21 protein-coding genes are annotated in these 21,350 nt (G+C 53.8%); 14 read left to right on the top strand and 7 right to left on the bottom strand.

Annotation, left to right across the window (positions count from 1 at the left end):
- The first annotated feature begins 219 nt into the window (after positions 1–219).
- On the top strand, positions 220–1,113 hold the full coding sequence (locus P8N76_16275) for a formylglycine-generating enzyme family protein (protein ID MDG2383227.1): 894 nt from the start codon (positions 220–222) through the stop codon (positions 1,111–1,113).
- 1,220 nt (positions 1,114–2,333) lie between these two features.
- On the opposite strand, the gene P8N76_16270 is transcribed toward P8N76_16275, so the two are convergent.
- Both P8N76_16270 and P8N76_16265 read right to left on the bottom strand, forming a co-directional pair.
- A complete protein-coding gene (locus P8N76_16270; GenBank protein MDG2383226.1) occupies positions 2,334–2,813 on the bottom strand; it encodes an SET domain-containing protein in 480 nt (159 codons plus the stop codon).
- A gap of 219 nt (positions 2,814–3,032) precedes the next feature.
- A complete protein-coding gene (locus P8N76_16265; protein ID MDG2383225.1) occupies positions 3,033–3,230 on the bottom strand; it encodes a cold shock domain-containing protein in 198 nt (65 codons plus the stop codon).
- A 429-nt stretch (positions 3,231–3,659) separates the two neighbouring features.
- On the opposite strand from P8N76_16265, the gene P8N76_16260 reads away from it, so the two are divergent.
- Positions 3,660–3,839, top strand: a complete 180-nt coding sequence (locus P8N76_16260; GenBank protein ID MDG2383224.1) for a hypothetical protein — start codon at positions 3,660–3,662, stop codon at positions 3,837–3,839.
- A 25-nt stretch (positions 3,840–3,864) separates the two neighbouring features.
- Here the strand turns inward: P8N76_16260 and P8N76_16255 are convergent, their stop codons facing one another.
- Complete coding sequence (locus tag P8N76_16255; GenBank protein ID MDG2383223.1) at positions 3,865–4,245, bottom strand: hypothetical protein; 381 nt, start codon at positions 4,243–4,245, stop codon at positions 3,865–3,867.
- A gap of 253 nt (positions 4,246–4,498) precedes the next feature.
- Here P8N76_16255 and P8N76_16250 point away from each other — a divergent pair, with 253 nt between their 5' ends.
- From P8N76_16250 to P8N76_16225, 6 genes are all read left to right on the top strand, one after another.
- A complete protein-coding gene (locus P8N76_16250) occupies positions 4,499–4,921 on the top strand; it encodes a hypothetical protein (GenBank protein MDG2383222.1) in 423 nt (140 codons plus the stop codon).
- A gap of 596 nt (positions 4,922–5,517) precedes the next feature.
- On the top strand, positions 5,518–6,507 hold the full coding sequence (locus P8N76_16245) for an SUMF1/EgtB/PvdO family nonheme iron enzyme (GenBank protein MDG2383221.1): 990 nt from the start codon (positions 5,518–5,520) through the stop codon (positions 6,505–6,507).
- Positions 6,508–7,061: 554 nt separating this feature from the next.
- Positions 7,062–7,445 (top strand): hypothetical protein, encoded by a 384-nt coding sequence (locus tag P8N76_16240; protein ID MDG2383220.1) that lies wholly within the window; start codon positions 7,062–7,064, stop codon positions 7,443–7,445.
- A gap of 974 nt (positions 7,446–8,419) precedes the next feature.
- Positions 8,420–8,581 (top strand): hypothetical protein, encoded by a 162-nt coding sequence (locus tag P8N76_16235; protein ID MDG2383219.1) that lies wholly within the window; start codon positions 8,420–8,422, stop codon positions 8,579–8,581.
- An 18-nt stretch (positions 8,582–8,599) separates the two neighbouring features.
- Entirely contained in the window at positions 8,600–9,001 is a 402-nt protein-coding gene (locus P8N76_16230) for a hypothetical protein (GenBank protein ID MDG2383218.1), read from the top strand.
- 921 nt (positions 9,002–9,922) lie between these two features.
- The gene (locus P8N76_16225; GenBank protein ID MDG2383217.1) at positions 9,923–10,588 is read left to right on the top strand and encodes a DUF502 domain-containing protein; all 666 of its coding nucleotides are present in this window, start codon (positions 9,923–9,925) and stop codon (positions 10,586–10,588) included.
- A gap of 46 nt (positions 10,589–10,634) precedes the next feature.
- On the opposite strand, the gene P8N76_16220 is transcribed toward P8N76_16225, so the two are convergent.
- On the bottom strand, positions 10,635–10,856 hold the full coding sequence (locus P8N76_16220; GenBank protein MDG2383216.1) for a SlyX family protein: 222 nt from the start codon (positions 10,854–10,856) through the stop codon (positions 10,635–10,637).
- A 109-nt stretch (positions 10,857–10,965) separates the two neighbouring features.
- Positions 10,966–11,685 carry a carbon storage regulator gene (locus P8N76_16215; GenBank protein ID MDG2383215.1) on the bottom strand — a complete coding sequence of 240 codons (720 nt, stop codon included), beginning with the start codon at positions 11,683–11,685 and terminating at the stop codon, positions 10,966–10,968.
- 583 nt (positions 11,686–12,268) lie between these two features.
- Between P8N76_16215 and P8N76_16210 the strand changes: the two genes are divergently transcribed.
- On the top strand, positions 12,269–13,150 hold the full coding sequence (locus P8N76_16210; protein MDG2383214.1) for a hypothetical protein: 882 nt from the start codon (positions 12,269–12,271) through the stop codon (positions 13,148–13,150).
- A gap of 154 nt (positions 13,151–13,304) precedes the next feature.
- Here P8N76_16210 and P8N76_16205 read toward each other — a convergent pair whose 3' ends face one another.
- Positions 13,305–14,681, bottom strand: coding sequence for a DUF1501 domain-containing protein (locus tag P8N76_16205; protein MDG2383213.1), 1,377 nt, complete (start codon positions 14,679–14,681; stop codon positions 13,305–13,307).
- 194 nt (positions 14,682–14,875) lie between these two features.
- On the opposite strand from P8N76_16205, the gene P8N76_16200 reads away from it, so the two are divergent.
- Complete coding sequence (locus P8N76_16200) at positions 14,876–15,220, top strand: cupin domain-containing protein (GenBank protein MDG2383212.1); 345 nt, start codon at positions 14,876–14,878, stop codon at positions 15,218–15,220.
- On the opposite strand, the gene P8N76_16195 is transcribed toward P8N76_16200, so the two are convergent.
- Positions 15,202–15,531: an EthD family reductase gene (locus P8N76_16195; GenBank protein MDG2383211.1), complete on the bottom strand. Its 330-nt coding sequence runs from the start codon at positions 15,529–15,531 to the stop codon at positions 15,202–15,204. The genes P8N76_16200 and P8N76_16195 overlap by 19 nt on opposite strands.
- 147 nt (positions 15,532–15,678) lie before the next feature.
- Here P8N76_16195 and P8N76_16190 point away from each other — a divergent pair, with 147 nt between their 5' ends.
- From P8N76_16190 to hisA, 4 genes are all read left to right on the top strand, one after another.
- Positions 15,679–17,148 carry a sulfatase gene (locus P8N76_16190; protein ID MDG2383210.1) on the top strand — a complete coding sequence of 490 codons (1,470 nt, stop codon included), beginning with the start codon at positions 15,679–15,681 and terminating at the stop codon, positions 17,146–17,148.
- 87 nt (positions 17,149–17,235) lie between these two features.
- Positions 17,236–18,048 carry a sulfite exporter TauE/SafE family protein gene (locus P8N76_16185; GenBank protein ID MDG2383209.1) on the top strand — a complete coding sequence of 271 codons (813 nt, stop codon included), beginning with the start codon at positions 17,236–17,238 and terminating at the stop codon, positions 18,046–18,048.
- Positions 18,049–18,269: 221 nt separating this feature from the next.
- Positions 18,270–20,351, top strand: coding sequence for a protein kinase (locus tag P8N76_16180; protein ID MDG2383208.1), 2,082 nt, complete (start codon positions 18,270–18,272; stop codon positions 20,349–20,351).
- 213 nt (positions 20,352–20,564) lie between these two features.
- Positions 20,565–21,335 (top strand): phosphoribosylformimino-5-aminoimidazole carboxamide ribotide isomerase, encoded by a 771-nt coding sequence (gene hisA / locus P8N76_16175; protein MDG2383207.1) that lies wholly within the window; start codon positions 20,565–20,567, stop codon positions 21,333–21,335.
- The last annotated feature ends 15 nt before the right edge of the window (positions 21,336–21,350 follow it).

Here is a 21,350-nt window from a genome sequence, read left to right as displayed (position 1 = left end):
AGCGCGGTTGGTACCTGACCTCGATAACGTGTTCGGCGATGTTGCTACCGGGATTGGATGAGGCGGTTTAGCTGACCTGCCTGGCTTGCGGCAAAATCGGCTCCCGTCCCCGTTTGGCCCTTGGATGATGAGAACGAATTGCGGAAAAGCAGATTGCGGATCGATCTTCTCGGGGTCTAAAATAGGTGGAAACAAAATCGCATCCATGGAGATACGGTAATGAAATGTCTGCCTGCTCTAGCCATCGTCGGGCTGTTGATCGCTTCTGCCGTTCTCCCTGGCCAACAGATCTCGCCCAACCCCAATCCGGCGGTCAAAGCAGCTGCGCAGGCTGATTCTGATCGAGCCGCAGCGGCCAAGCAGGCTCGAGCCCTATTGGATAAAGATGCAGTTGTTAACTCGATCGGGATGAAACTGAAGCTTTTGCCTGCGGGTGAGTTCACGATGGGGTCGCCGAATGTGTTATTCCCAGATGAACAACCACCGCACCAGGTTACACTGAGTCGACCTTTTTACCTTGGTGTGTATGAGGTCACGCAAGCAGAATATCAGCAGGTGATGGGCAAGAATCCTAGCAAGTTCAAAGGAGTTACCAATCCGGTTGATTCTGTGAGTTGGGACGAAGTAGTGGAGTTTTGCCGTAAGTTGTCTGCTTTGCCAGCTGAAAAGGCTGCCGGTCGGGTATATCGATTGCCCACGGAGGCGGAATGGGAGTACGCGTGCCGTGGTGGGGAAACAAAAAATTGGAACACGGCCAAAAATTTCCAGGCGTTTGGAAAACAGCTCAACGATTTTGCTTGGTACCTCAGCAACTCCGACAATAAAACTCATCCTGTGGGTCAGAAGTCACCAAACCCGTGGGGTTTTTATGACATGCACGGCAATGTTTGGGAGTGGTGCCAGGATTGGTATGGCAATTATCCGCGTGGTGCAGTGACGGATCCTCAAGGGGTTTCATCGGGCAAGTATCGCGTGTTTCGTGGCGGCTGTTGGAACTTTCCCTTCGGGTTTTGTCGGTCGACGTACCGCAACGGGGGCCACCCGTCGCGCAACTACGGCATCAACGGCATCAACGGCGGCTTCCGCGTTGCCCTGGGTCCGTCGGGCGAGTAGGCGGAGCCTATTATTAGCCGGCACGGAAGGAGCGAGGCGAAGCCCGCGACTGGAGATGTCGGAGGCCAGTGGGGCGGAGCGCGAAGAAACCACCGAAATACAATCGAGGGGCCCCAGAAATAAAATCCGCTCAAGCGGGAACGCTTGCACAACGGCCTCGTTTAAGTTTTCGCGGAAGTAGGGTCAGCCAGCGGGTGCGTATCCAACGTGCCATGAAAAAATCAAAGGGCTCAGGTTTTACGGGATAAACGGGAACCATACTTGCCGCAGTCTAGGTCGGCTGGTTAGAGGCTATTCTTGTTGAACCTTTGCGCGCTACCCTTGCGTTATTGCTGGATTGGCTTCGTTTGGTACAGCTGTTGCCTCTGTGGTGATAACGCTGCGCATCATGGCTTCGGAATGGACGCCAACGAAACGCTGGCGCGTCAATCGCGGTTGGTACCTGACGTCAAAAACGTGAGCGGAGATATTGCTACCGGGACGGGCTCAAGCAGTTTAGCTGTGCTGCCTAGCTTTCGGGGAAATCGGCTTCCGTCTCCGTTTCTGCCTGCACGTTAGCAGATAACGGCGGACATCGGAGACAGCCGCCTCAGAGGGTGAATTGCCGCGGTTGGCCAGAAACGAAACCAGCCCCTGCGGGACAGGGGCTGGTTTGAATTTCGGTTTCCGTTGGCAAAAGTTGCCAAGCGAAAAAAGTGGCGGGGACAGGAAATGAACTCACTATCAATTTCCGAGGAAAAACCTAAATCTTGACCAAAGCTGGGGCGTCTCGGGGGATCATCGACCCAAATCGCACCTCGTGAAAGGCAAAATCAGGCCCTCGTCGCTCGCACCTGCTTGCCGCCGCCGTTCTGACCACACGGTGCGACGCGGCTCTCATCCGGTTGCTGCAGTCGATCGCGGACACCGAATGCAATTCGCGGATGGCGAAACTGACGTCGGTCGAGACCACCGTAGCAGCTTTGCCAACGTCCGTTTCCTCCAGCGGACTGTACACCGCCACGTTATCAAATTGCAGAACCGCACCGCAGAGGGACGTGCTAGGGACGAAGCCCGTGGCGCGGATGGGACTATTCCTGACAAATTGGCTGACTCTTACATCAGCTTCCGGAAGAAAATGAACAACGTCGTCGGGCAAGACTGTACCGCTGACCGAGGTGTCAAGATGCACCCGAGTAATCCTGCTAGCGACCCACTCTCGCGTCGGATGCGACCCGTCATCATCGGTCATTTGATCGATGGTCTTCGCGCGTCCTATCGAGCAAATCCAACTCGTCGAGACTGACAATCCAGCCACGACACGACGCGGCGGCACAATGGCAGGGAATGGCAGCGATTGCGGGCCAGTTGTAGTCGATTGTCAACTCTTCGGCGGGCCTGATGTCGCGTAGCGCGATCAAGTACACCGGGGCCACGTCTCCATTCATCCCGTCATCGTCGAACCAGTCGAACTCACAATTAGGTTCGCAACTATGGTTCAAATATCGGAACGGCGCATGCGGATCCAACTGAGTTCGATCGTCAATTTCAAACGAATACCTGGACCCGCTCCAACCATTGGTGACGACGTCGCCGGTGATCTCACCGATGACCGCGTTAGCCGGATAAGTTCGTTCCGAAAAAACGCCCTTGCCTACAGGTGTCTCACCGATGCGTACCGAATCGTCTCGGTGGACCGAAGTGATCCCGGAATTCGGCATCAAAGTTCTCCGATTGGAATTCTAATCGAATGAACCCCTGATCAAAGTAGTGATGATTTTCCGCAAGAGGCGAAAAAACGAGAATCATCTTTTCCTTTGTCGGTGCCGCCTAGGCATGCCAAGAAACGCCATTGATTGGTTTCCCGGCACCGCGCATCGATTTCGATCAACTGTCTTTGGTTGCGTTGTATCGCACGTCAAGAGTTGTACGACGCTCCGTTAGGCCAGCGTGACGTTCTCGGCACATGGGCCTTTAGGTCCACGTCCTTCGGTAAATGACACTCGTTGTCCTTCTCGGAGCTCGTCGTAGCTCACCCCTTCGAGACTTGACGAGTGAAAGAATAGGTCTTTTTCGCTCCCCACGTCAATAAAACCAAAGCCCTTGTCCGTGAGTCGCTTGATAGTGCCTTCTGCCATTTGTCCAACTTCGCAAAAAGTGTCCTGTCGCGTTGCCCGAACACCGTGTTCAGGCTGTTCTACTTCAAGAAAGCCATGGTAACGGGTGGATTGACTATAATCAACCGGCGGAGGGCGATGAGCTCGATTCGTGCGAGTTGCTTCTACGCTGAACGAAAAAGGGCCACCTTCCGGACGTGGGAGGACGGCTCAGTTGGTCAAAGACGGTATTTGCTGCGTTGTGTTGTCTAAGGTGGTCTGCTTGGTTGAGTCGCGATTCGTTGCGGACGTCAGCAAGGACCGTCGCGACGGAATCCTTGGCGACGACTCATCAGGCTATCATATTCGAAAAAACGCTTGCAGGCTGGGGCATGTGGCCGCGGATGCACCCCTTCGCAGACCATTTACCCAACAAGAAGTCCACCGTAAAGTCAGGCTTTTTCAAAGGTAATGCCGACGAATTACCACACCTCCACCGGACAACAGATCGATGCTGAAACTGTCAATCGCTATTTCAATGGTGGTGCGGTGGGAGGCACGGCAGACACTGTCAGCATGATGTCCCATGGGCACAATCTGCCAGCCAGTGCGGCCCGATATCGACTACGCAAAGAAGAGACGCGCTGTTAGTGATTGGCTTGACGCAGTGAGTGCCTCAGAGCGAGTGCTTGACGTTAGCTGTGGGTTGGGGGCCTGGACCGAGAGCTTCGCTAATCGCTAAAAGGCTGCCATTGGGATCGACCGTAGTCCCTTGATGGTGAAGGCTACGAGGGAAAGAGTGGCTTGCCTGCGCAATGTTGAGATATTCGAAGGCGACGGTGGGAAAAGACTTCCGGAAGGACCATTTGACATGATCTTCCTGGGCGGCCTGTGTAGGTAGCTGAAGAACGCTGACGTCCTGAAGTTCCTCCACTCTTTGAAACACCGCCTTAGCAAAGAGGGTTCGATCATCCTCCGAGAGTCGACCGTGCAGCAGGGCGTATTTTTGGCATGAGGCGAGTCTCAGGCAGTCTACCGGAGCGTAAGTCTGTACCATCAACGGCTTGAGAACGCGGGACCCTTTCGCGTGGAAGTCCGGGCGGAACTACGGTTACAACAGCATGGAGACTGCAGAGGAGTTAGTTGACCTGCACGGCGTGTTCTTTGATTCTTAGCCTTCTTCCTCGTAGGCTTTCCCTTTAGCATTGCCCCCTTTAGCATTGCCAGCGTCGCCGCCAGAACTACTCGACGCGTGCCCAGCTTGTCGCCGCAAATGCCCACACGAACTGGCCGATTGCGTACGCGGTCAGATGGGACCCGTCGATCCAAGACATCTGCTAGGTGGTCAACCCAATCGGGGTGCCCATCTCGACTTTAGCGACGACGAAGGACTTGCGCGTAAGATACGATCACACGAGGATGCCATTTACGACGCGAACTTGCACATAGCTCGTGCCACAGACGCGGCTCTGGCAGTTGTTGTCGGCATCATAGACCGAAATACGGCTGCATTGCGTAATGAGCTAGATAAGCTGACCTCGGACCTCGATAAGATTACAAACAAGGCAGTTGACAGCCTGAAGAAAGCAGGCTTTGCCGGCAACGAGGCTGCGACATTATATGCAGCACGGCAGACCGAGAAAGTCAAAGCTGCCAACGGCGAAGTAGTAGAGCTACGTCGGCTTATCCAAAACCACGACATCCGTAATCGATTCTTGGCACTAGTCAATTAAACCACCACCGGCATTACGCTCGAGCTTACTTCTTCCGCTGCTTCAATTCGAGCGACTGCTGCCGCTGGCCCTAGGCTTCCAGGCTAGGGCTGGCGGGCTTCTTTCAACTCGAGTGCATTCCTGAACCATCGAGATGGTGGCGTCGACGGGGTGTATCGGCTGGCTGGTCAATTTGGCTCCCAACATTCAGGAGGCGATTCTGTTCTTGCCTCGCGTCGAGTTGGGGTCGGACCCAATCACGGAGATCGAGGTGCGGCGGATCGTTCGGGTGATGGATTGGAGTGTGCAGCGAAGCAGGTGGAGTGAGATGTTGACTTGAACAAGCTGAACGCCATCGGGACCAGGGTAGCGATTCGCCATCGACGAAGAAGTCGCCGCGGCTTTTCGTTTTGTTTTCAGGGGCGGCCGACCAGGAATTTTTTTTCGCCCTGGGAGTAGAAAGGCAGCTATTCTTGGCGGCGATTGACGCACCCTTCCACGAGAGCGGGTTTAATCAGACTTTTGATGATTGTTCCCGCTGCGTTCATCACCTAAAATCCGCATTCCACTCATGCTGCCAAATGGCGTTTGTTTGCTCGTCGATGAAAGGCTTTCCGATGCTGTTTTCTCGATTTGTCCTTTTGGCCTCTGTCGGCTTCTTCACGCTTCTCATCAGTCAGCAAACCGATGCGAGCGTGATGGTGACGGTAGGCAATATCAATAACGCCGCCGATGACACCGGTTATGGTGCAGTCGGTTATGAATACCGGATCAGTGCCACCGAGGTCACAAACAGCGAGTACGCGGCGTTTCTGAATGCTGTGGCCGGCACCGATACCTACAGCCTTTACAAGTCATCTATGTCGGATTCTAGTGTTGGCATCAGCCAAAACGGATCGCCCGGTAACTTTATCTATTCGGTCAATTCAGGCCGCGGCGAGAACCCGGTGGGCTACGTTGATTTCTATGACGCGTTGCGTTACACGAACTGGCTTCACAATGGGATGGGAAACGGTGACACGGAAAACGGTGCTTACACGATCACGGACGAGGGGATTACGAACAACAGCATCACTCGTAACGCCGGTGCGACGTGGTTTCTTCCCAGTGAAGATGAGTGGTACAAGGCGGCGTACTACGACCCCACGTTAAATTCTAATGCAGGCGGCTACTTTGACTTTGCGACCCGCAGCGACGTAGCGCCTATTGCAGAGGCACCGGAGGGCGGAACCAACTCAGCTAACTACAATAACCTCATCGGGAACACGACCGCAGTCGGTGCGTATACCAGTGCGCTGAGTCCGTACGGAACGTATGACCAGTCGGGCAACGTCTGGGAGTGGAACGAAGCAATCATACCAGAGGGGGATCGCGGGTTCCGCGGCGGCAGCTGGTATACCGACTACACCTTCTTGTCGTCGTCGGACCGGAGCAGCGCCCACCCGGGAAGCGAGTACGGCAGCGACGGTTTTCGCGTCGCAAGTCTTTCCTCTCCCGCCAGTGTGCCAGAGCCCGGCTCGCTAGCCGTTTGGGCCGTGCTAGGTGGAATCGGTTTGTGTTGGCGAAGAAGGCGGGTGAGGGCGAAGTGTGCCTCCAACGCATCTTAGTGCATCATCTTGGCGGAATCTTGTCCAGCTAATCGTCTGTTAGGGGATTCAGGTACACCCTCTGAAATGTGTACCTGAAATGGCCTTTTGGGCCGCATCTCCTGAGAACGTCGATTTGAGCCTTGCACACAAGTCTCGGAGGACTCGGGTGGTCTGCCTTCTAGCGATCCGAGCACGTATGATGGGGCATCGTAGGCTCGATCGTTCAGGTTTCATTGCGGAATTCGAGGAAGGCAGAAAGCTTTCCAGGGGGCTGCTATCTCCACGAGAACAGGAAGGTGTTGTTTTGCAAGATCATCTAGTAACGGCCCAATCAACAATTGGAACGCTACTTCAAATCCAAGGTCAAATGCTCGTTGTTCTGCGGGCGTCAATATGGTCTTGCGTGTTCATAGGAGGAATTAAACCCATGGCACAACTGCCAGGCTTATAAATAGTCTGCCTTCGAGTTCGCAACTGTAATATTCGATTGAGCAATTCATCGCTGCATCCCGCTTTAATTGTGTTAGTTTGTATCACCGGATAGTTGTTATTCCCGGTAAAAGGAGAGTGAAATGTCACTGGCAGAACAGTTGAAACTGGAAGATCAAATCTTTTCCTTTGAGTTGAAGATCAGCTCGATTACCCAAACCAAAGAGGGGACTCTGGTCAATGCAACCGGCAGCGTCGGTCGCTACGGCAAAGTCTGGTTGACGTACGAATTCACTGCCAATTCCAGACAGGAGCACATGGGTTCCTTTGTTGGCACCGGTCGGGCGGTGACGGACGAAGGTGTTGCAAATGAGGGTCAGCGAAGGGGTGTGTATGTTGGTGACGGCCTGAGGGGCACCGTTTACGCGCTTGATGATGTTAGCGATGGTACGCCGAATTTCTGTATCGAGCACTGGGATCTGATCGAGGAAACCATCCAACTTCAATTTTCCAGAATAGAAAAATGATCTGGGACCCAGGAAAAGTTTTTCTGGGGAGGACTGTTGACGATGCGGTTAGGCACTCACTCGTGGCCGCGACGGCTTGATCGCATCCGTCAGCGATTAGTTCGGGGCTGGCCAGGATGAACACATTTCGTTGTCTCGCGGTTTGCGACTCATCCATTCTTGTCAGTAGATTTCTGAGGATGAAGACGAAATGATCACGACTTACAACGATCGTTTCAAAACTTCAGTTGCGACTCTTTACCGCGAGATTGCCAACCAATCCTACTTTCAGTCTTTCATCGACGCCTAACTCAATAATCAAATTTAGTTTAACCCGCAGTGTGGGTAGGAAGAGGTCGAGCATAAGTCATCAAGGTCTGGAAATCATGCATGAGCTCAAGAGGTCCGATCTGTCAGTCACCGAATACGCTTTGAATAATGCAGGCACGTCCACCGAGATGAGCAACGCGAAACGAAAGTAGAGTGAAGAAGTAGATAATCGAAAATCGCCGAAACCACATGCCGTTCGGGGCAAGGAACGGACTCGCATTATTGACGATTCGCAGGATAGCACTTGGGCTGCATTCGGGCACAACAGTGATTCAGCCTCAGTAAAGCGTCAACTCAGACCTTCTGCACCGAACGCATGTCCCACTCATGATGAAGCGGAAAACGTCGCGATCTCTCGAGCATCACAGATTCCGTTAATCGAGCCGACGGTTGTTGGGTAACCGTCGCTTTCGTATAACCGCGAGCGGAATAAACGCGGAATCGCGAACTTTCTGTCGATCAATGACTCTGGACAAATCGAAACGGAAAAGAGGTCATGAAGAGAGTTTTGCACGGGGAGCGTCGTGTTGATTAATGTCAAGATGGACATCACCACGATCTTGACGGAACTTCTTAGCACGCAAATAAGATGACCGTGGTTAATCGAGCCCGACTCGTTTCCCCGATCGTCCCCTTAGCCTCGTTTTCTCAAAAGGATCCCGGAAATGAAAAAGTGGATATTGGTTGCTGCGTTGACAACATGTTGTTTGAGCGGAGTCACATGGTTTAACTCAAGTCAATCGACTCAGACCGCGAACGCCGCCGAACCTGCAGGCAAGATTCAATCGACTCAAGCTGACTTCCAGGAATTTTGCAAGTCGATGTAGGGGCGCTGGATCGGAGACGTGATCTGGATTACCGACTGGCCTCGTTTCGGCAAAAAAGGAGACAAAGTCACAGCCTATTCAGAGTTCACACTCAGTGACAACGGTCACGTTATACGCGGCCGATTTAACGGCGGGCCTGGCTCGGGCACCGCCGTGTTCTTTTACGATGCCGGCAAACGGCAGATCCAGGGGCAATGGGTTTCATCCGGCGGCACGGTCTGGAACATAACCACCTACAAGAAGGACGGTCAGTGGCACCATGACGAGACCGGAAGTATCGCCGATGGAAAGCCGATCACTTCCTCGATCACGCGCCATGTTTCGGACGACGGAAAAACACATCGCATGTCGGGAACCGTGGAAATCGATGGCAAGGCACTCGACCCGGTGCGCGATGTGTGGCACCGCATCGGTGACTGACACAATCACGTCATTTACTGGCGAATGGAATTGAACCGGGCGCCTGTGCAACTTGTGCATAGCATCGCACGGCTAATTCAGCGGCGACGCCGGCCGGCGAAGATCGATCGCGTCCTCGAATTAAAGATAGAACGCGATCACGTTGCAGCGATGTCGCCCAAGACTGAAGAGACGCCAGAAGAATGGCGATGCAAACGCAATCGCCGGCCGCACCATTGCGGCCTCGCTGAGCATCGCCAGGCCGCTTCACTAACCCACGTTGCGGCGACGATTCCACCACGTACCGATACGTCCGACGATACCTCGCAGAGCCCAAGTGATCACCGATGCGGGTTCGGAGACGGGCTGCGTCGGAACGGTAAGCGGCGATCTTATTCCATGACGTGAATGCAAAATAATGGAGAGGAGTCGGTCCCGTGCATTAAGTCGTCGGATATCCAAAATGCAGCGATAGTGGGCGACCCGCCGAATATCGAGAGCACACCGCTTCCCAGCTCGAAGCTGGGATGTTCGAAGCTGGGATGTTCGAATCCGTCTGATCCTTGGCGTTGTGCGAAAAACGCATCAAGTCGATCTGATTTCGTAGGTAAGTTTAATCAGGAATCGTCTTTCGGGCATTTTTGCGACTGATTTTTCGAAGAGTCGACAGCCCGTCTGACCGATCAACTCAAAGGGGGGATCGGTGGCGAGGTGCAATCCTTCAACGATCCCGGTGATCGGGGCTCGCTGTAGGTCGGATCGCCGGTCCAGCTCAATCGGGGCGGTTTCGCCGACCTGTGTTTGCCGACCTGTGTTTGCCTAACCGCTGCTAATTTCTGCGTTGAAACACCTTTGCCGGTTTGGCTTGCTCTTGATAGCCTCGCTCAGGCAAATTGTTTCTGTTGTGACTCCGACCTCGATTGATATTTTGTAGGAGTGTTCATGGCTCTTCACCAACGAAGTTTGCTCAGTCGTTTCCTTGGCTACTTTGTCGCTGGTGTGCTAGCGGTTTTGCCTGTCGTCATCACGTTTGCCGTGGTGGCGTGGGTGACGGACTACATTGCTCGCTTTGTCGGTCCTGGTTCGCTCGTTGGTAATGGCCTGCAGTCGTTTGGGCTCCAGGTGGTGAATAACGACACGCTCGCTTACGTGGTTGGGTGGGTATTGGTCCTGTCGATCGTCTTTGCACTTGGGCTGTTCGTTGAACTTGGCGCGAAGCGAATGCTGCAAAGTATCGTCGATGCGCTGCTCACGCGTGTTCCTATCGTGAGCAGTATCTACGGCACATCGAAGCAATTGATCGGTATGCTTGATAAGAAGGATGAAGCCGATCTCCAGGGGATGAGGTCGGTCTTCTGTCTGTTTGGAGACAAAAATCCAACGGCCATGTTGGCTCTGCTGACCTCGCCGGAACGCTTTAACATTGGCGGCCAGGAATATCACGCCGTGATCATTCCCACCGCCCCAGTGCCGATTGGTGGCGGCCTGGTATTTGTCCCAGCCGAGAAAGTGATCTCCGCTGACGTGTCTGTCGACGGGCTCATGAGTGTCTATGTATCAATGGGCGTCACGGCCCCTCAGTTCCTGCCGGTGGCGGAACGAAGTTGATCGATTTGGGGGGCAGGGTGCGTGAATCACTTAGCCTTGGTTGTCGTTAATAGTGGGGCGGTTTCTCGTCGGGATCAAGTTCCGAAGATCTGCTTTCTGCCTGCGACACGAGTTGCTCGATCCGAAGCTTGGTTTGCGTTCGCAACTGTTCATGCTCGGTTCTAAGCTCCAAAACAACCTGATGTAATTGTTGGAGCAGCAACTCCTGGTGCGAGTTAAGTTCCTCCAGTTTTGTCACCCGCTCTTGCAGGTCTTGGTGTTCGGACATCTTCGTCGTGCTTTGGTATGAGTTACACGTTGGTATGAGTTGCGATTAGCGTGCCGAAGATTCTAATCGCTTTTGTCGTTGGGCAACAGAAGTCGAGCGAGTGTTTGAGTTAGATAGCAATTCGACCAGCGTATTCTCGAGTCAATTCGCCGACAAGAATCTCGGCATTGATTGGCCTGGGAAAAGAGCCGGCCGCACAAGCGTCGCGTGGCTCGCCGATGCCGAACAACTTCATCTGCTCGAAAGCTCGGTTCGATCGAAGTTCTTGAATAAAGTCGCTGGTTGCGTCCTCGGTGTCAATCAAGGCGAAATCGGGGCAGGCGTGCAGGGATAGGTAGTCAAAGGCATCTCCCGTGCTTGCCGCCGCAGCCACTTCAAAACCGCCAAATCTGAGGCAACTTGCCAGTAATTCACGTTCATTCGGATTTCGATTGATCAGCAAGCCATGAGGTGGCTCTGGCTCAACCGGTTCTCCTGCAGTCATGCTGCGCTCCAGATCCTGCAGTTCCCGAAATGTGTTGAGCACAAACCTTTGACCTTCCGGGTCGCCCTGCAGGTGTTCGTGGAGCTGGTTGAGCGCGCCCGCCGTGGTGTCTAGTTTCTCACGCAAGGTTTTTGTTATCGCAGCGAGGCGGCTCTCGGAGGCGGACGTGTCAGGGGTGAATTCGATGCCCTTCAGGTCAGCGATTTCTTCTCGTAATACTGGGATGTCGGCCGGAGCGTCGATGCCGATACGTGCCTTGTTACCTTGAATCCGTACCACCTCGACGGATATGCCAAGAGTGGGAAACAAGAGCCGTTCGTTTTCTTTCCGTGACAAAACTAACATGATGTGCCTCCGTTCAATCCAGAGTTGGATACCCTTCTCAGATGAGAAACAGTGGGGCAAGCTGAGAAGGCATCATGCCTAGAATCGCAAAGATCGCGTCGGAAAATCGTTTCCGGTTTTGCCTGCCCTCACGATTGTTGGTCAGATCGGCTCGGTGGGCAAGAGCAGTTTTTTTTTGCGGGGTCTGCTAGCGTCCTGCGCTGAGCTCGACCGTTTCGCTCGGGTTGCGGACAATGTTCGCGAATCAGTCTCGAAGCTCGATCTTTCGACTTGTAAAGCGACTATGGATTTTATTTTCAACGTAAGGAACGGTTACGGCTCGTGATTCATGGGCTTGGCTTTCACCGCTCTGCTGTCGTCATGATCCCTCAACGACGGGACGTCGGAAAAAGGTGGCCCGGAGGCGGGGTCTCACGGCTCTCGCCGGCAATGCTATCGGTGCTTACGGCCGTAAGGTTCACTTTACTTTCGCGGTTGGTGTAATCGTTAAAGTCGCTGCGATGTTTGGACGATCACATAGATCTAACGGCGGACTCTTTGTTGTTCGTGCTTCGTTGGATCCATTCCATGGAAGGATGCTCCCATGTTGGCTAATAAAACGGTCACTGCTTTCGTTGCCAAGCCCTTTGGGCTTTTGACTCTGGCCGCTGTCAGCCTCGTGGTGATAGCAGGTTTCGTCAGCGCTCAGGAAGATGTCGTCTTGGAGGATGCAGGGGCTTCAGTCGACTCGCTCGAGTTTTCTGTGAGCGAAAGTTGCGATGGATGTGGAGACGCAGACTGCGGTTGTTCACCGCATGGCTGGCCGCGATTTGGTATGTATCTGAAGTCGGGTCCCTCATTTCAGATGGGAAGCAGTTTGTTTGAAGAGCAGACCGAAGTTGGGTATGAGGTTGCTTTTGGCGGTCGCGAACCATTGTTGCCGACGGATCTCAAGGTGTTTTTTGATTTTGGTGGATCCTATCTTTCCGCGTTCGGGGAGGGGCGTACTCGCACCGTGTCGGGCACATTCACGCCCGGGACCGCACAGGGAACTTTCCTGCAGGATTTTTACGACATGAGTCTCGAAGAGATTAGTCGGACGAGCTTGCATTCGGCGATCGGCTGGTACCACGAATTATCTCATGAACCGGGTATATCTCGTTTGCTCACCTTCCGGCTGGGCGGTCGCGTGTCTCACATCCGCGGACATTTTCGCGAAGATCCAACGGCGGCGTTGCAGAATTTGATTGACAGTACCACCGCCCAGTTCACTTTGGCCAAATCGCCACTCATTTCGCAAACGGATGTTTCGCCTGGCGTTTTTGCCGGCTTTGAGCTTTACAGTGCTCGTTACGTGGCTCGTGGCGTCTCGGTGACCTTCGTGACTGACGCGGTGTTGGCCGCAGACTGGATCAATCTCGAGGGTTACGAAAAAGGGACATTGTCAACGGCGAACGTCCTGTTTGGTCTCAGCGTCAATCGATAATTGGCTTCCTGCCACGCGGCATCTGCCCGTTCGCTCAATGCCTGCGGAGGCCGCGATTCCGAGTTGACTTCATCTCGTCCATCTTTTTTGACGGGAACAAGGGGCAGGCATCGACGGAAGGTTATTCTTTTGGGATGAGATTGCTTCCTGTGACTCAAAGGAGTTCTTCGATCGCGGTGGGATCCTCAAGCACGGAGGTGGGGCGACCGGAGTGATCGAGCAGATGTAGCGTAGGATCAATGCCTAGGCAACGGTAGATCGTTGCGTGTACATGGGACGGTTGAACGGGTCTCGTTTGCGGTTCTTCTCCACGATTGTTAGTTGAGCCGATGATTTGACCGCCTCGGATTCCGCCACCGCCCAGCAGGCAAAACATGGCGTTGCCCCAATGGTCTCGTCCCGGGGTTCCCTTGCTAAGGGGAGGTCCGCCGTTACCGCCGTCATTCATGCGCGGTGTACGGCTAAATTCACCGCAGAGTATGACCAATGTCGAATCGAGGATTCCTCGTTGATCCAAGTCGGTGAACAGCGCTGCGACGAGTTCATCGACGCGAGGAAGGTAGCTCTCCATGCCGGACTCTAAGTTCCAATGGTGGTCCCAGCCACCAAGATGGACCGTAACAAATGACGCGCCGGCTTCCACCAAACGTCGAGCGAGCAATGTACTTTGTCCCCAAGTGTGCCGGCCGTAGAGGTCTCGCAGCTTGTCCTTCTCACGCGAAAGATCGAATGCGGCACGCGCTCGAGGAGCCGTGACAAAACTAAAAGCCTGTTTTTCAAATCGATTCATCGCATCGAAGGTGCCGCTGTTGTCGACGCCGCGGGGGATGCGATCCAAGGCCAACGCAAGACGCTTGCGATCGTCAAGCGTCTTCACGGTCATTCCTGGAGCAAGTTGCAGATTGTCGACTCGAAATGTCTTACTGTTGGGATCGCCATTGGTCTGAAACGGATCATATTGGGGGCCAAGCCAGTTGCCACCAAAGTATCCAGGCCGTAGGCCGATACTGCTCGCGACCGGTACGCTCATGTAGTGAGGAAGCTCTGAGGTTTGATGCTCGCGCTGGTGGGAAACGATCGACCCAATCGATGGGAAACGGCCTGCCGTATTGCCACCGCTGACTCCCATGTCTTTCGATGTTAGCATGCGGTGGCCGCCCGCAAAGTGATCCCCTGTGTCATGATGCAGGGATCGGACGATCGAAAACTTGTCTGCGATTTTGGCCTGTCGGGGGAAGAGTTCTGTGAGCTCAATACCCGTTACATTGGTTCGAATCGGACGCCAGATCCCCCGATACTCAGCAGGAGCCGTCGGCTTCATATCGTAGGTGTCGAGATGGCCCGGTCCGCCATCAAGCCAGATGAGAATGGCCGATCTCTGATTCGATTTGGCCGAAGTTAGTTGCTCACGAGCCTGCAGCCAACGCGGTAAACCGATAGACGCCATCCCGGCAATACCGAGCTGGACGAAACTTCGGCGATTTAATCCGTCGCAGTAGCGGCCGGCACCGCCGGCATCAATTCGAAACATCGTCAACGTCCTCCGTAGCGTTGCTTCGGCTTCCCTGGATCGAATAACGGATCTTTATACGACGATCGGGATCACGAAGCAAATCAAAACAGTGTTGACGTAAGATTATCCTGCTGGCTGACGCATTCTTTACAATAAAGTGAGTTGGGTTTGCCCCTGCGAATGGAAAGACCACGCAACGAAAAGGCGCTGAGATGAAAAATCTGTTTTCAGAGATACCTGAGCAGTTACCCGCCGAATTGAGTCAGGTGTTAGTGAATGAGGGGGCGTTGCGAATTGAGCGGATTGTATCTTTGCAGCACTCGACTCCAGAGGGCCACTGGTATGATCAAACCGAGCACGAATGGGTGGCCCTGTTGCAGGGGTACGCGCATTTGTTGTTCGAAGGCGATGCGAAACCGATCGCAATGAAACCCGGTGATTGGGTGAGTATTCCTCCGCACCGACGACATCGTGTCGAGTCAACCGCCGCGGAGGAAGCGACTGTTTGGTTGGCCGTTTTTTGGGAACCGATCGAAAGTCAGCCCTTGAGGGAATAGGGAATCAACACCTGTTCGTCGCTGTAGAGGAAGGTGACGCCACCGCTGGCGAATTTGGGCACGTCGGCGACTAATTCTTGGCCCTCCGGACTAGCAAGAATCTGCTCCATTTGCTCGCGACTATCGGCATAGAGTCCGACAACCATGTAGAACTCAGCTGCTTCACCGTGATTGGCGGATCGGCATTTTCCGATGGTCCAACCTTTGAATCCTTTGACCTTTTTTGCCAGCGGTATGTGGACGTCGTGGTAATAGCGATCGAACTCTGCTGGGTCGTTGGGTTGGCCATAGAGAACTGTCAAGCGAATCATTGGGGTGGGTCCGAGATTTGTGAGTGATCGGGTGATTGGGCGGTGCTTATTCGACCAGCTCGTCAAGGGTTCTGGGAGGAACGAGTGGACGTGGGCGCGTATTGTAGATCAGAATGAGGTAAATGTGTTCCTGGGGAAAACGAGAAAATGAAGCTATCAATCAAACAGCGACTTGGCTGGATGAGTCTGTTTGCGGTGAGTCTGCTGTGCATCTCGGATTTACAAGCCGAGCCGCCTGGGAAAACGGCGAGGCAGCCTAACATTCTTTTTGTGTTCCTGGATGATTTTGGCTGGCGCGACGTGAGCTACATGGGTTCTGATTTTTATGAGACGCCGAACCTCGACCGGTTGGCTTCGGAGGGCATGATCTTTTCTGATGCCTACTCTTGTGCGGCGAATTGCGCTCCGGCTCGAGCCTCGCTGTTGTCGGGACAATACACGCCTCGGCACCGCATCTTTAATGTTGGCACCAGGGCTCGTGGTGACAGCCGTTATCGGAAGCTCAAGCATGTTCCCGGTACCGACACGCTTGATCCGAAGATTAAAACCTGGGCCCATCAGTTGCAGGCCGTTGGTTATCGAACGGCAACCATGGGCAAATGGCATTTAAGTAAGGACCCAAAGCCCTACGGGTTTGATGTCAATATTGGTGGTACCAAGTCGGGCGGACCTCCTCGCGGCTATTATCCGCCGCATGGTAAGCGAACCCCGGGGCTGACTGATGCGCCGCAAGGGGAGTATCTAACCGACCGATTGACCGATGAAGCGATTGGATTCATCAAGGAAAACCGAGAACATCCTTGGGCGCTCTATCTGACCCATTTTGCAGTACACACTCCGCTGGATCCCAAGAAAGAACTGATTGCCAAGTATGAATCCAAGCCACAAGGCAAGTTGCATCAGCATGTCGAGATGGCAACCATGATTCAGGCCGTCGATGACGGCGTGGGGCGGATACAAGCTACGCTGGAAAAACTCGGTATCGTGGAACGCACCGTCGTTATTTTCTTTTCTGATAATGGAGGCTATGGTCCCGCCACCGACATGCATCCCTTGAAAGGGTATAAGGGAACCTATTACGAAGGAGGAATTCGTGTTCCGTTCTTTGTCAAATGGCCGGGTGTCGTTTCTGCTGGCAGTAGGAGCCAGGAACCGATTATTGGCGTCGACCTATACCCAACCATTTGTGAAGTTGCTGGAGCGAAACTGCCGGCCGAACAGGCCGGCGATGGAGAGAGTCTGCTGCCAATTCTCCGGGGGGAAACGTTGACTTTCGGCCAACGGCCTCTGTTTTGGCATTTCCCCGCTTATCTGCAGGCCTATCGTGTCTGGAATGAGCAACGTGATCCTTTGTTTCGATCACGTCCTTGCAGCGTAATTCGCCTCGGTGACTGGAAGCTCCATCAATTTTTTGAGGATGGAGGGCTGGAGTTGTATAACTTGCGAAGCGATATTGGCGAGGCTAACGATTTGTCGGCCAAGCATCCAGCGAAGTTGCATGAGTTATTGCGTCAGCTAGAAGACTGGCGTGAACAAATCGGGGCTCCGGTGCCGACTGAAAGAAATCCGATGTACGATATGCGAGCCGAGCGTCGTGCGATGACAGCCAAGCGGTAACTAACATCCTTCCTGAATCACTCCGAGGCGATTCCCCGTCTTCATACGGGAGCCGCGTGGTGAATCACAGCAAGTCGTAAAGATTATATGTCCGATTGGGTTTGGTACCTACTGCTGATTCCGGCTGGGTTTCTCGCGGGTGTGGTGAATACGATTGCCGGGGGCGGTTCGTTCTTGACCTTGCCCGCCTTGATGTTCGTCTGCGGGCTTGATCCGAAAATCGCGAATGGAACGAATCGCGTTGCAATCTTGCTTTCGTCTGGATCGGCTTCCGCGACCTTTTATCGAAATGGTAGCATCGACCTCAAGCTCGTCATGCGACTTTGTGTGCCTCTGTTATTGGGTGCGCCGGTCGGTGTGTTGTCTGCGATTTATTTGCCCGTCGAGGCGTTCAAGCCCGTGTTCGGTGCCTTGTTTTTGGCGATGGCGGGACTGCTGGCCTTCAAGCCAAAACTGTTGACCGGGGCAGAACGTGAGCCAATCTCTTCGCCCATTGCCGAATTTATCCTGTTCCTCGGCATCGGGATCTACATTGGCTTCATTCAGGCGGGAATGGGGATTTTGTTGCTGCTTGCGATGGGCATATTTCACGCGCGGGATCTTGTCAATGCGAATGCTGCGAAAAATGTGATCGGCTTCATCGTCACGATCTTTGCACTCTCCGTCTTTGTGCTCTTCGGCCAGGTTGACTGGATTCCCGGACTAATTCTGGCTGTTGGCAATTTGATGGGTGGCTACGTGGGTGCGAGAATTGCGATCTCAAAGGGTCAGAAGCTGGTATTCACATTTCTGATGGTCGTGATGGTGGCCACCGGACTGAAGCTTTTGTGGCCGACCTCCCAGTCTGACAGTCAAGAGGTTGAGCGGCATTCGACTCAAGTCACCGAGTTGTTGCGGTAGGTTGGCAATCGGCCGAGTCGTATGCGAACCGACGGATGAAAAAACATGGGGGTGAAGTCCGTCCAAGTGGCCTGACCGGCCGGGCGAGGCCTGCGTGAAAGACCGGTTTACAACTGTCTGGAATCGTTGTGCCCTGTTCGTTGTACGGGACAAGTGTATTAGTTTTTTGTTGTGCAGTGTATTATTGAGCGGTGGTCGATGGCGCTCCCAGAAGTCACCTCATGAAATCCTGGTCGTTTACATTTATGGCTCACCCGAACAAAGCGCCTGCGTCGCTATCGAATCTGTCGGTGTTCCCGCCAAGGAACGCCGCACAAAGCAGCCGAATGCACGTTGCTTGGAAGTTGGCCGCTTTGGTCCTCGCGACGGGTATGTTGGCCACGTCGGTCGTCTCCTGGCTCGCGTATCGCGTGGAGGATCGGCAGAAAACGGCTGAATTTGATCGGCTTGCCGATCATCTTACTCAGGTTGCCGAAACTAAATTCGAGGCCACGCTGGAAGTGTTTCGATCTCTGCCTGCGCTTTTTGAGGCGTCGGAAGAAGTCACTCGAAAAGAATTCAGTACCTTTGTCGTAGGTGCCTTAGAACGGCACAGCGGTATTTATGCATTTCAGTGGATCCCTCTTGTTGACGCTGAGCAGCTGTCCGATGTCGCGCCTTCAGCGCGTGAGGATGGCCAAGTCGATTTCGAGATTCGAGCTGATGTGGATCAAGGGGGAGACGCGGCCGGTTTGAACCGTACTCAGTTTATGCCGGTCCTCTATGAGCAACCATTACGATTCAATGTGGGGCGTGATTTGTTGACAGATGGTTCTCGTTCAACGGCGATTAGAAAAGCTTTGAACACGGGAGCAATGGCTGTTTCCGGTCGACTGCTGATTTCCGGTGATGGAGGCGATATGACCGGCGTCGCTCTCTACATTCCGGTGGGAAACGCGGGGGTGAGGGAAGCGTCTCGTGGTTATCAGGGGGTGGTTGCGGTGACCCTGTTGATTGGGCCGATCATGGGCGAAGTACTGGACGGCAATTACATGCAGGGCACGCGCGTGATCCTGTCAGACGACTTGCCCGATGCCGAGCAAAGTGTGTTGTTCGAAAATGCACATCCGACGAAAGCATCGCCGCCTCTCGACAACCTGACTTGGTCGGATCGAATTTCGGTGGGGAATCGACCATGGACGTTACGTGTGATCGCGGAGACGGGCTCCGACTGGAATGCGCACACGACTGCTTGGTTCGTTTTTGCAGCGGGGACGATCTCGAGCTTGGTGGCAACGCTGGGAGCGGTCGGATTAGGAACGATTGTCGGTCTCAGGCAACGGGTGGAAGCGGCTGTCCAACTCGGGCAATACAAACTCGAGGAGAAAATTGGGGAGGGCGGCATGGGGCAAGTTTATCGAGCCAGTCATACGATGCTGCGCCGTCCAACGGCCGTCAAATTGCTTCGAGCGGAAAACAATACAGCGGCTGCAATTAGTCGATTCGAACGGGAAGTGCAGTCGACCAGCCAACTTGTTCATCCGAATACGATCGTCATCTTTGACTACGGAAGAACACCGGACGGTACTTTTTATTATGCCATGGAGTACCTGGATGGGGTCGACTTGGGCCATGCGGTCGAGTTTTCCGGTCCGATGCCTGCTGCCCGTGTGATTCATCTTCTGTTGCAAGTCTGTGGCAGTTTACACGAAGCTCATGAAGCTGGTTTAGTGCATCGGGATATCAAGCCGCCCAATATTATGTTGTGCCAACGTGGCGGACAAACGGATATCGTCAAAGTGCTGGATTTCGGTTTGGTAAAAGACGTTGCTGACCAGGACGCATGGGTGACTCAGGCGGAGTCCATTACGGGAACGCCGCTCTACATGTCGCCGGAGGCAATTTCGAATTCGCAAGAAGTCGACGCCCGCAGCGATTTGTATTCGCTCGGGGCGGTCGGATACCTCCTGTTGTGCGGGCAGCCTTTGTTTGGAGCAAAAAACGCGATTCAAGTCTTGCATGATCATCTTCATACCAATCCCACGATGCTTGCCGAGCGATTGGGACGGCCGATCGCCGCGGATCTGGAGGCGGTGGTCATGGCTTGCCTCGAAAAAAATCCTGCCCGACGCCCGCAGTCGGCGGCGGAACTCGCCACGGCATTACGCGGTTGTAAAGCCTTTGGGCAGTGGTCGACGGAGCAATCACTTGATTGGTGGCAGCGATATGAGGTTTGTGAAAGTGATTCCCAGAAAATCGCTGCCACCGCGACAGAAGACAAGCTAGAGCTGACCGTTGAGATTGACTTAACCGAGCGTGCCTGAGGAAGAGTACCTGGTGATTTGAGGGAAATGACGGACGGTGTTCACCAAGCCAAGGGGGGCGGTTGAGCACCTGGCTGATACGCTTATTCGAAGGCAGCGACTCGGACAATAGATGGATTTTCAACGCAGGGCGAATCTCCTTAGAATGAGCAAGGATCGGGCTTGTGGCGTGCACAACCTGATGACGCGGGGAATTCGGTGATGGAAACAAAAATGACTAAATTTCGGCCCTGTATCGATTTGCATCAAGGCAGAGTAAAACAAATCGTCGGTGGAACATTGGCTGCCGATCATGGTGAATTGAAAACGAATTTTGTGAGTGAACAAGGCGCCGATCATTTTGCGGCCATGTATCGGAATGATGGTCTGACGGGTGGGCACGTGATTCAACTTGGGCCCGGAAATTGCGAAGCGGCTCTGTTGGCGCTCCGAACCTATCCCGATGGATTGCAACTGGGTGGTGGAGTTGGGCTTGGAAACGCTCGAGGGTTCTTGGAGGCGGGCGCGAGCCATGTAATCGTGACCTCGATGTTGTTCGATTCGCGCGGTTGTTTCGAGGTCGAGGCGCTGGAGTCCCTTGTGCGATTGGTTGGGCGCCAACGGATTGTGTTGGATTTGAGTTGTCGGAAAGTGTCCGGGGGTTGGCAGGTGGCGATGAATCGTTGGCAAACACTGACCGAACTGTCCGTGTCAGAGGCGACGTTAGCCCGTTTAGCGACCTATTGTGATGAATTCCTGATTCATGCGGCTGATGTTGAGGGGAAATGCGAGGGGATTGACGAGCAGTTAGTCTGCGAGTTGGCTGCTTGGTCCTCGATTCCTGTTACTTACGCCGGCGGCGCGCGTAGTCGCGAAGATCTTGAGCTGGTCGATCGATTGAGTCAGGGAAAAGTGGATCTGACGATCGGTAGCGCATTGGATATCTTTGGTGGAGTCGGAGTCACCTACGCAGATTGCGTGCAATGGAATCGACGTGTCGAATGAACCATTGAGCCGTTT

The sequence above is a fragment of the Pirellulaceae bacterium genome, from assembly GCA_029243025.1.
Lineage (GTDB): Bacteria > Planctomycetota > Planctomycetia > Pirellulales > Pirellulaceae.
The sequence above is the reverse complement of the archived record's forward strand: the minus strand, read 5'-3'. Positions and strand labels throughout refer to the sequence as shown.

Excerpts from the sequence above, each read along its gene's own strand:
- P8N76_16275 (MDG2383227.1), top strand. The coding sequence starts at position 220 with ATGAAATGTCTGCCTGCTCTAGCCATCGTCGGGCTGTTGATCGCTTCT.
- P8N76_16270 (MDG2383226.1), bottom strand. The coding sequence starts at position 2,813 with ATGCCGAATTCCGGGATCACTTCGGTCCACCGAGACGATTCGGTACGC.
- P8N76_16265 (MDG2383225.1), bottom strand. The coding sequence starts at position 3,230 with ATGGCAGAAGGCACTATCAAGCGACTCACGGACAAGGGCTTTGGTTTT.
- P8N76_16260 (MDG2383224.1), top strand. The coding sequence starts at position 3,660 with ATGCCGACGAATTACCACACCTCCACCGGACAACAGATCGATGCTGAA.
- P8N76_16255 (MDG2383223.1), bottom strand. The coding sequence starts at position 4,245 with ATGGTACAGACTTACGCTCCGGTAGACTGCCTGAGACTCGCCTCATGC.
- P8N76_16250 (MDG2383222.1), top strand. The coding sequence starts at position 4,499 with ATGGGACCCGTCGATCCAAGACATCTGCTAGGTGGTCAACCCAATCGG.
- P8N76_16245 (MDG2383221.1), top strand. The coding sequence starts at position 5,518 with ATGCTGTTTTCTCGATTTGTCCTTTTGGCCTCTGTCGGCTTCTTCACG.
- P8N76_16240 (MDG2383220.1), top strand. The coding sequence starts at position 7,062 with ATGTCACTGGCAGAACAGTTGAAACTGGAAGATCAAATCTTTTCCTTT.
- P8N76_16235 (MDG2383219.1), top strand. The coding sequence starts at position 8,420 with ATGAAAAAGTGGATATTGGTTGCTGCGTTGACAACATGTTGTTTGAGC.
- P8N76_16225 (MDG2383217.1), top strand. The coding sequence starts at position 9,923 with ATGGCTCTTCACCAACGAAGTTTGCTCAGTCGTTTCCTTGGCTACTTT.
- P8N76_16220 (MDG2383216.1), bottom strand. The coding sequence starts at position 10,856 with ATGTCCGAACACCAAGACCTGCAAGAGCGGGTGACAAAACTGGAGGAA.
- P8N76_16215 (MDG2383215.1), bottom strand. The coding sequence starts at position 11,685 with ATGTTAGTTTTGTCACGGAAAGAAAACGAACGGCTCTTGTTTCCCACT.
- P8N76_16210 (MDG2383214.1), top strand. The coding sequence starts at position 12,269 with ATGTTGGCTAATAAAACGGTCACTGCTTTCGTTGCCAAGCCCTTTGGG.
- P8N76_16205 (MDG2383213.1), bottom strand. The coding sequence starts at position 14,681 with ATGTTTCGAATTGATGCCGGCGGTGCCGGCCGCTACTGCGACGGATTA.
- P8N76_16200 (MDG2383212.1), top strand. The coding sequence starts at position 14,876 with ATGAAAAATCTGTTTTCAGAGATACCTGAGCAGTTACCCGCCGAATTG.
- P8N76_16195 (MDG2383211.1), bottom strand. The coding sequence starts at position 15,531 with ATGATTCGCTTGACAGTTCTCTATGGCCAACCCAACGACCCAGCAGAG.
- P8N76_16190 (MDG2383210.1), top strand. The coding sequence starts at position 15,679 with ATGAAGCTATCAATCAAACAGCGACTTGGCTGGATGAGTCTGTTTGCG.
- P8N76_16185 (MDG2383209.1), top strand. The coding sequence starts at position 17,236 with ATGTCCGATTGGGTTTGGTACCTACTGCTGATTCCGGCTGGGTTTCTC.
- P8N76_16180 (MDG2383208.1), top strand. The coding sequence starts at position 18,270 with ATGAAATCCTGGTCGTTTACATTTATGGCTCACCCGAACAAAGCGCCT.
- hisA (MDG2383207.1), top strand. The coding sequence starts at position 20,565 with ATGACTAAATTTCGGCCCTGTATCGATTTGCATCAAGGCAGAGTAAAA.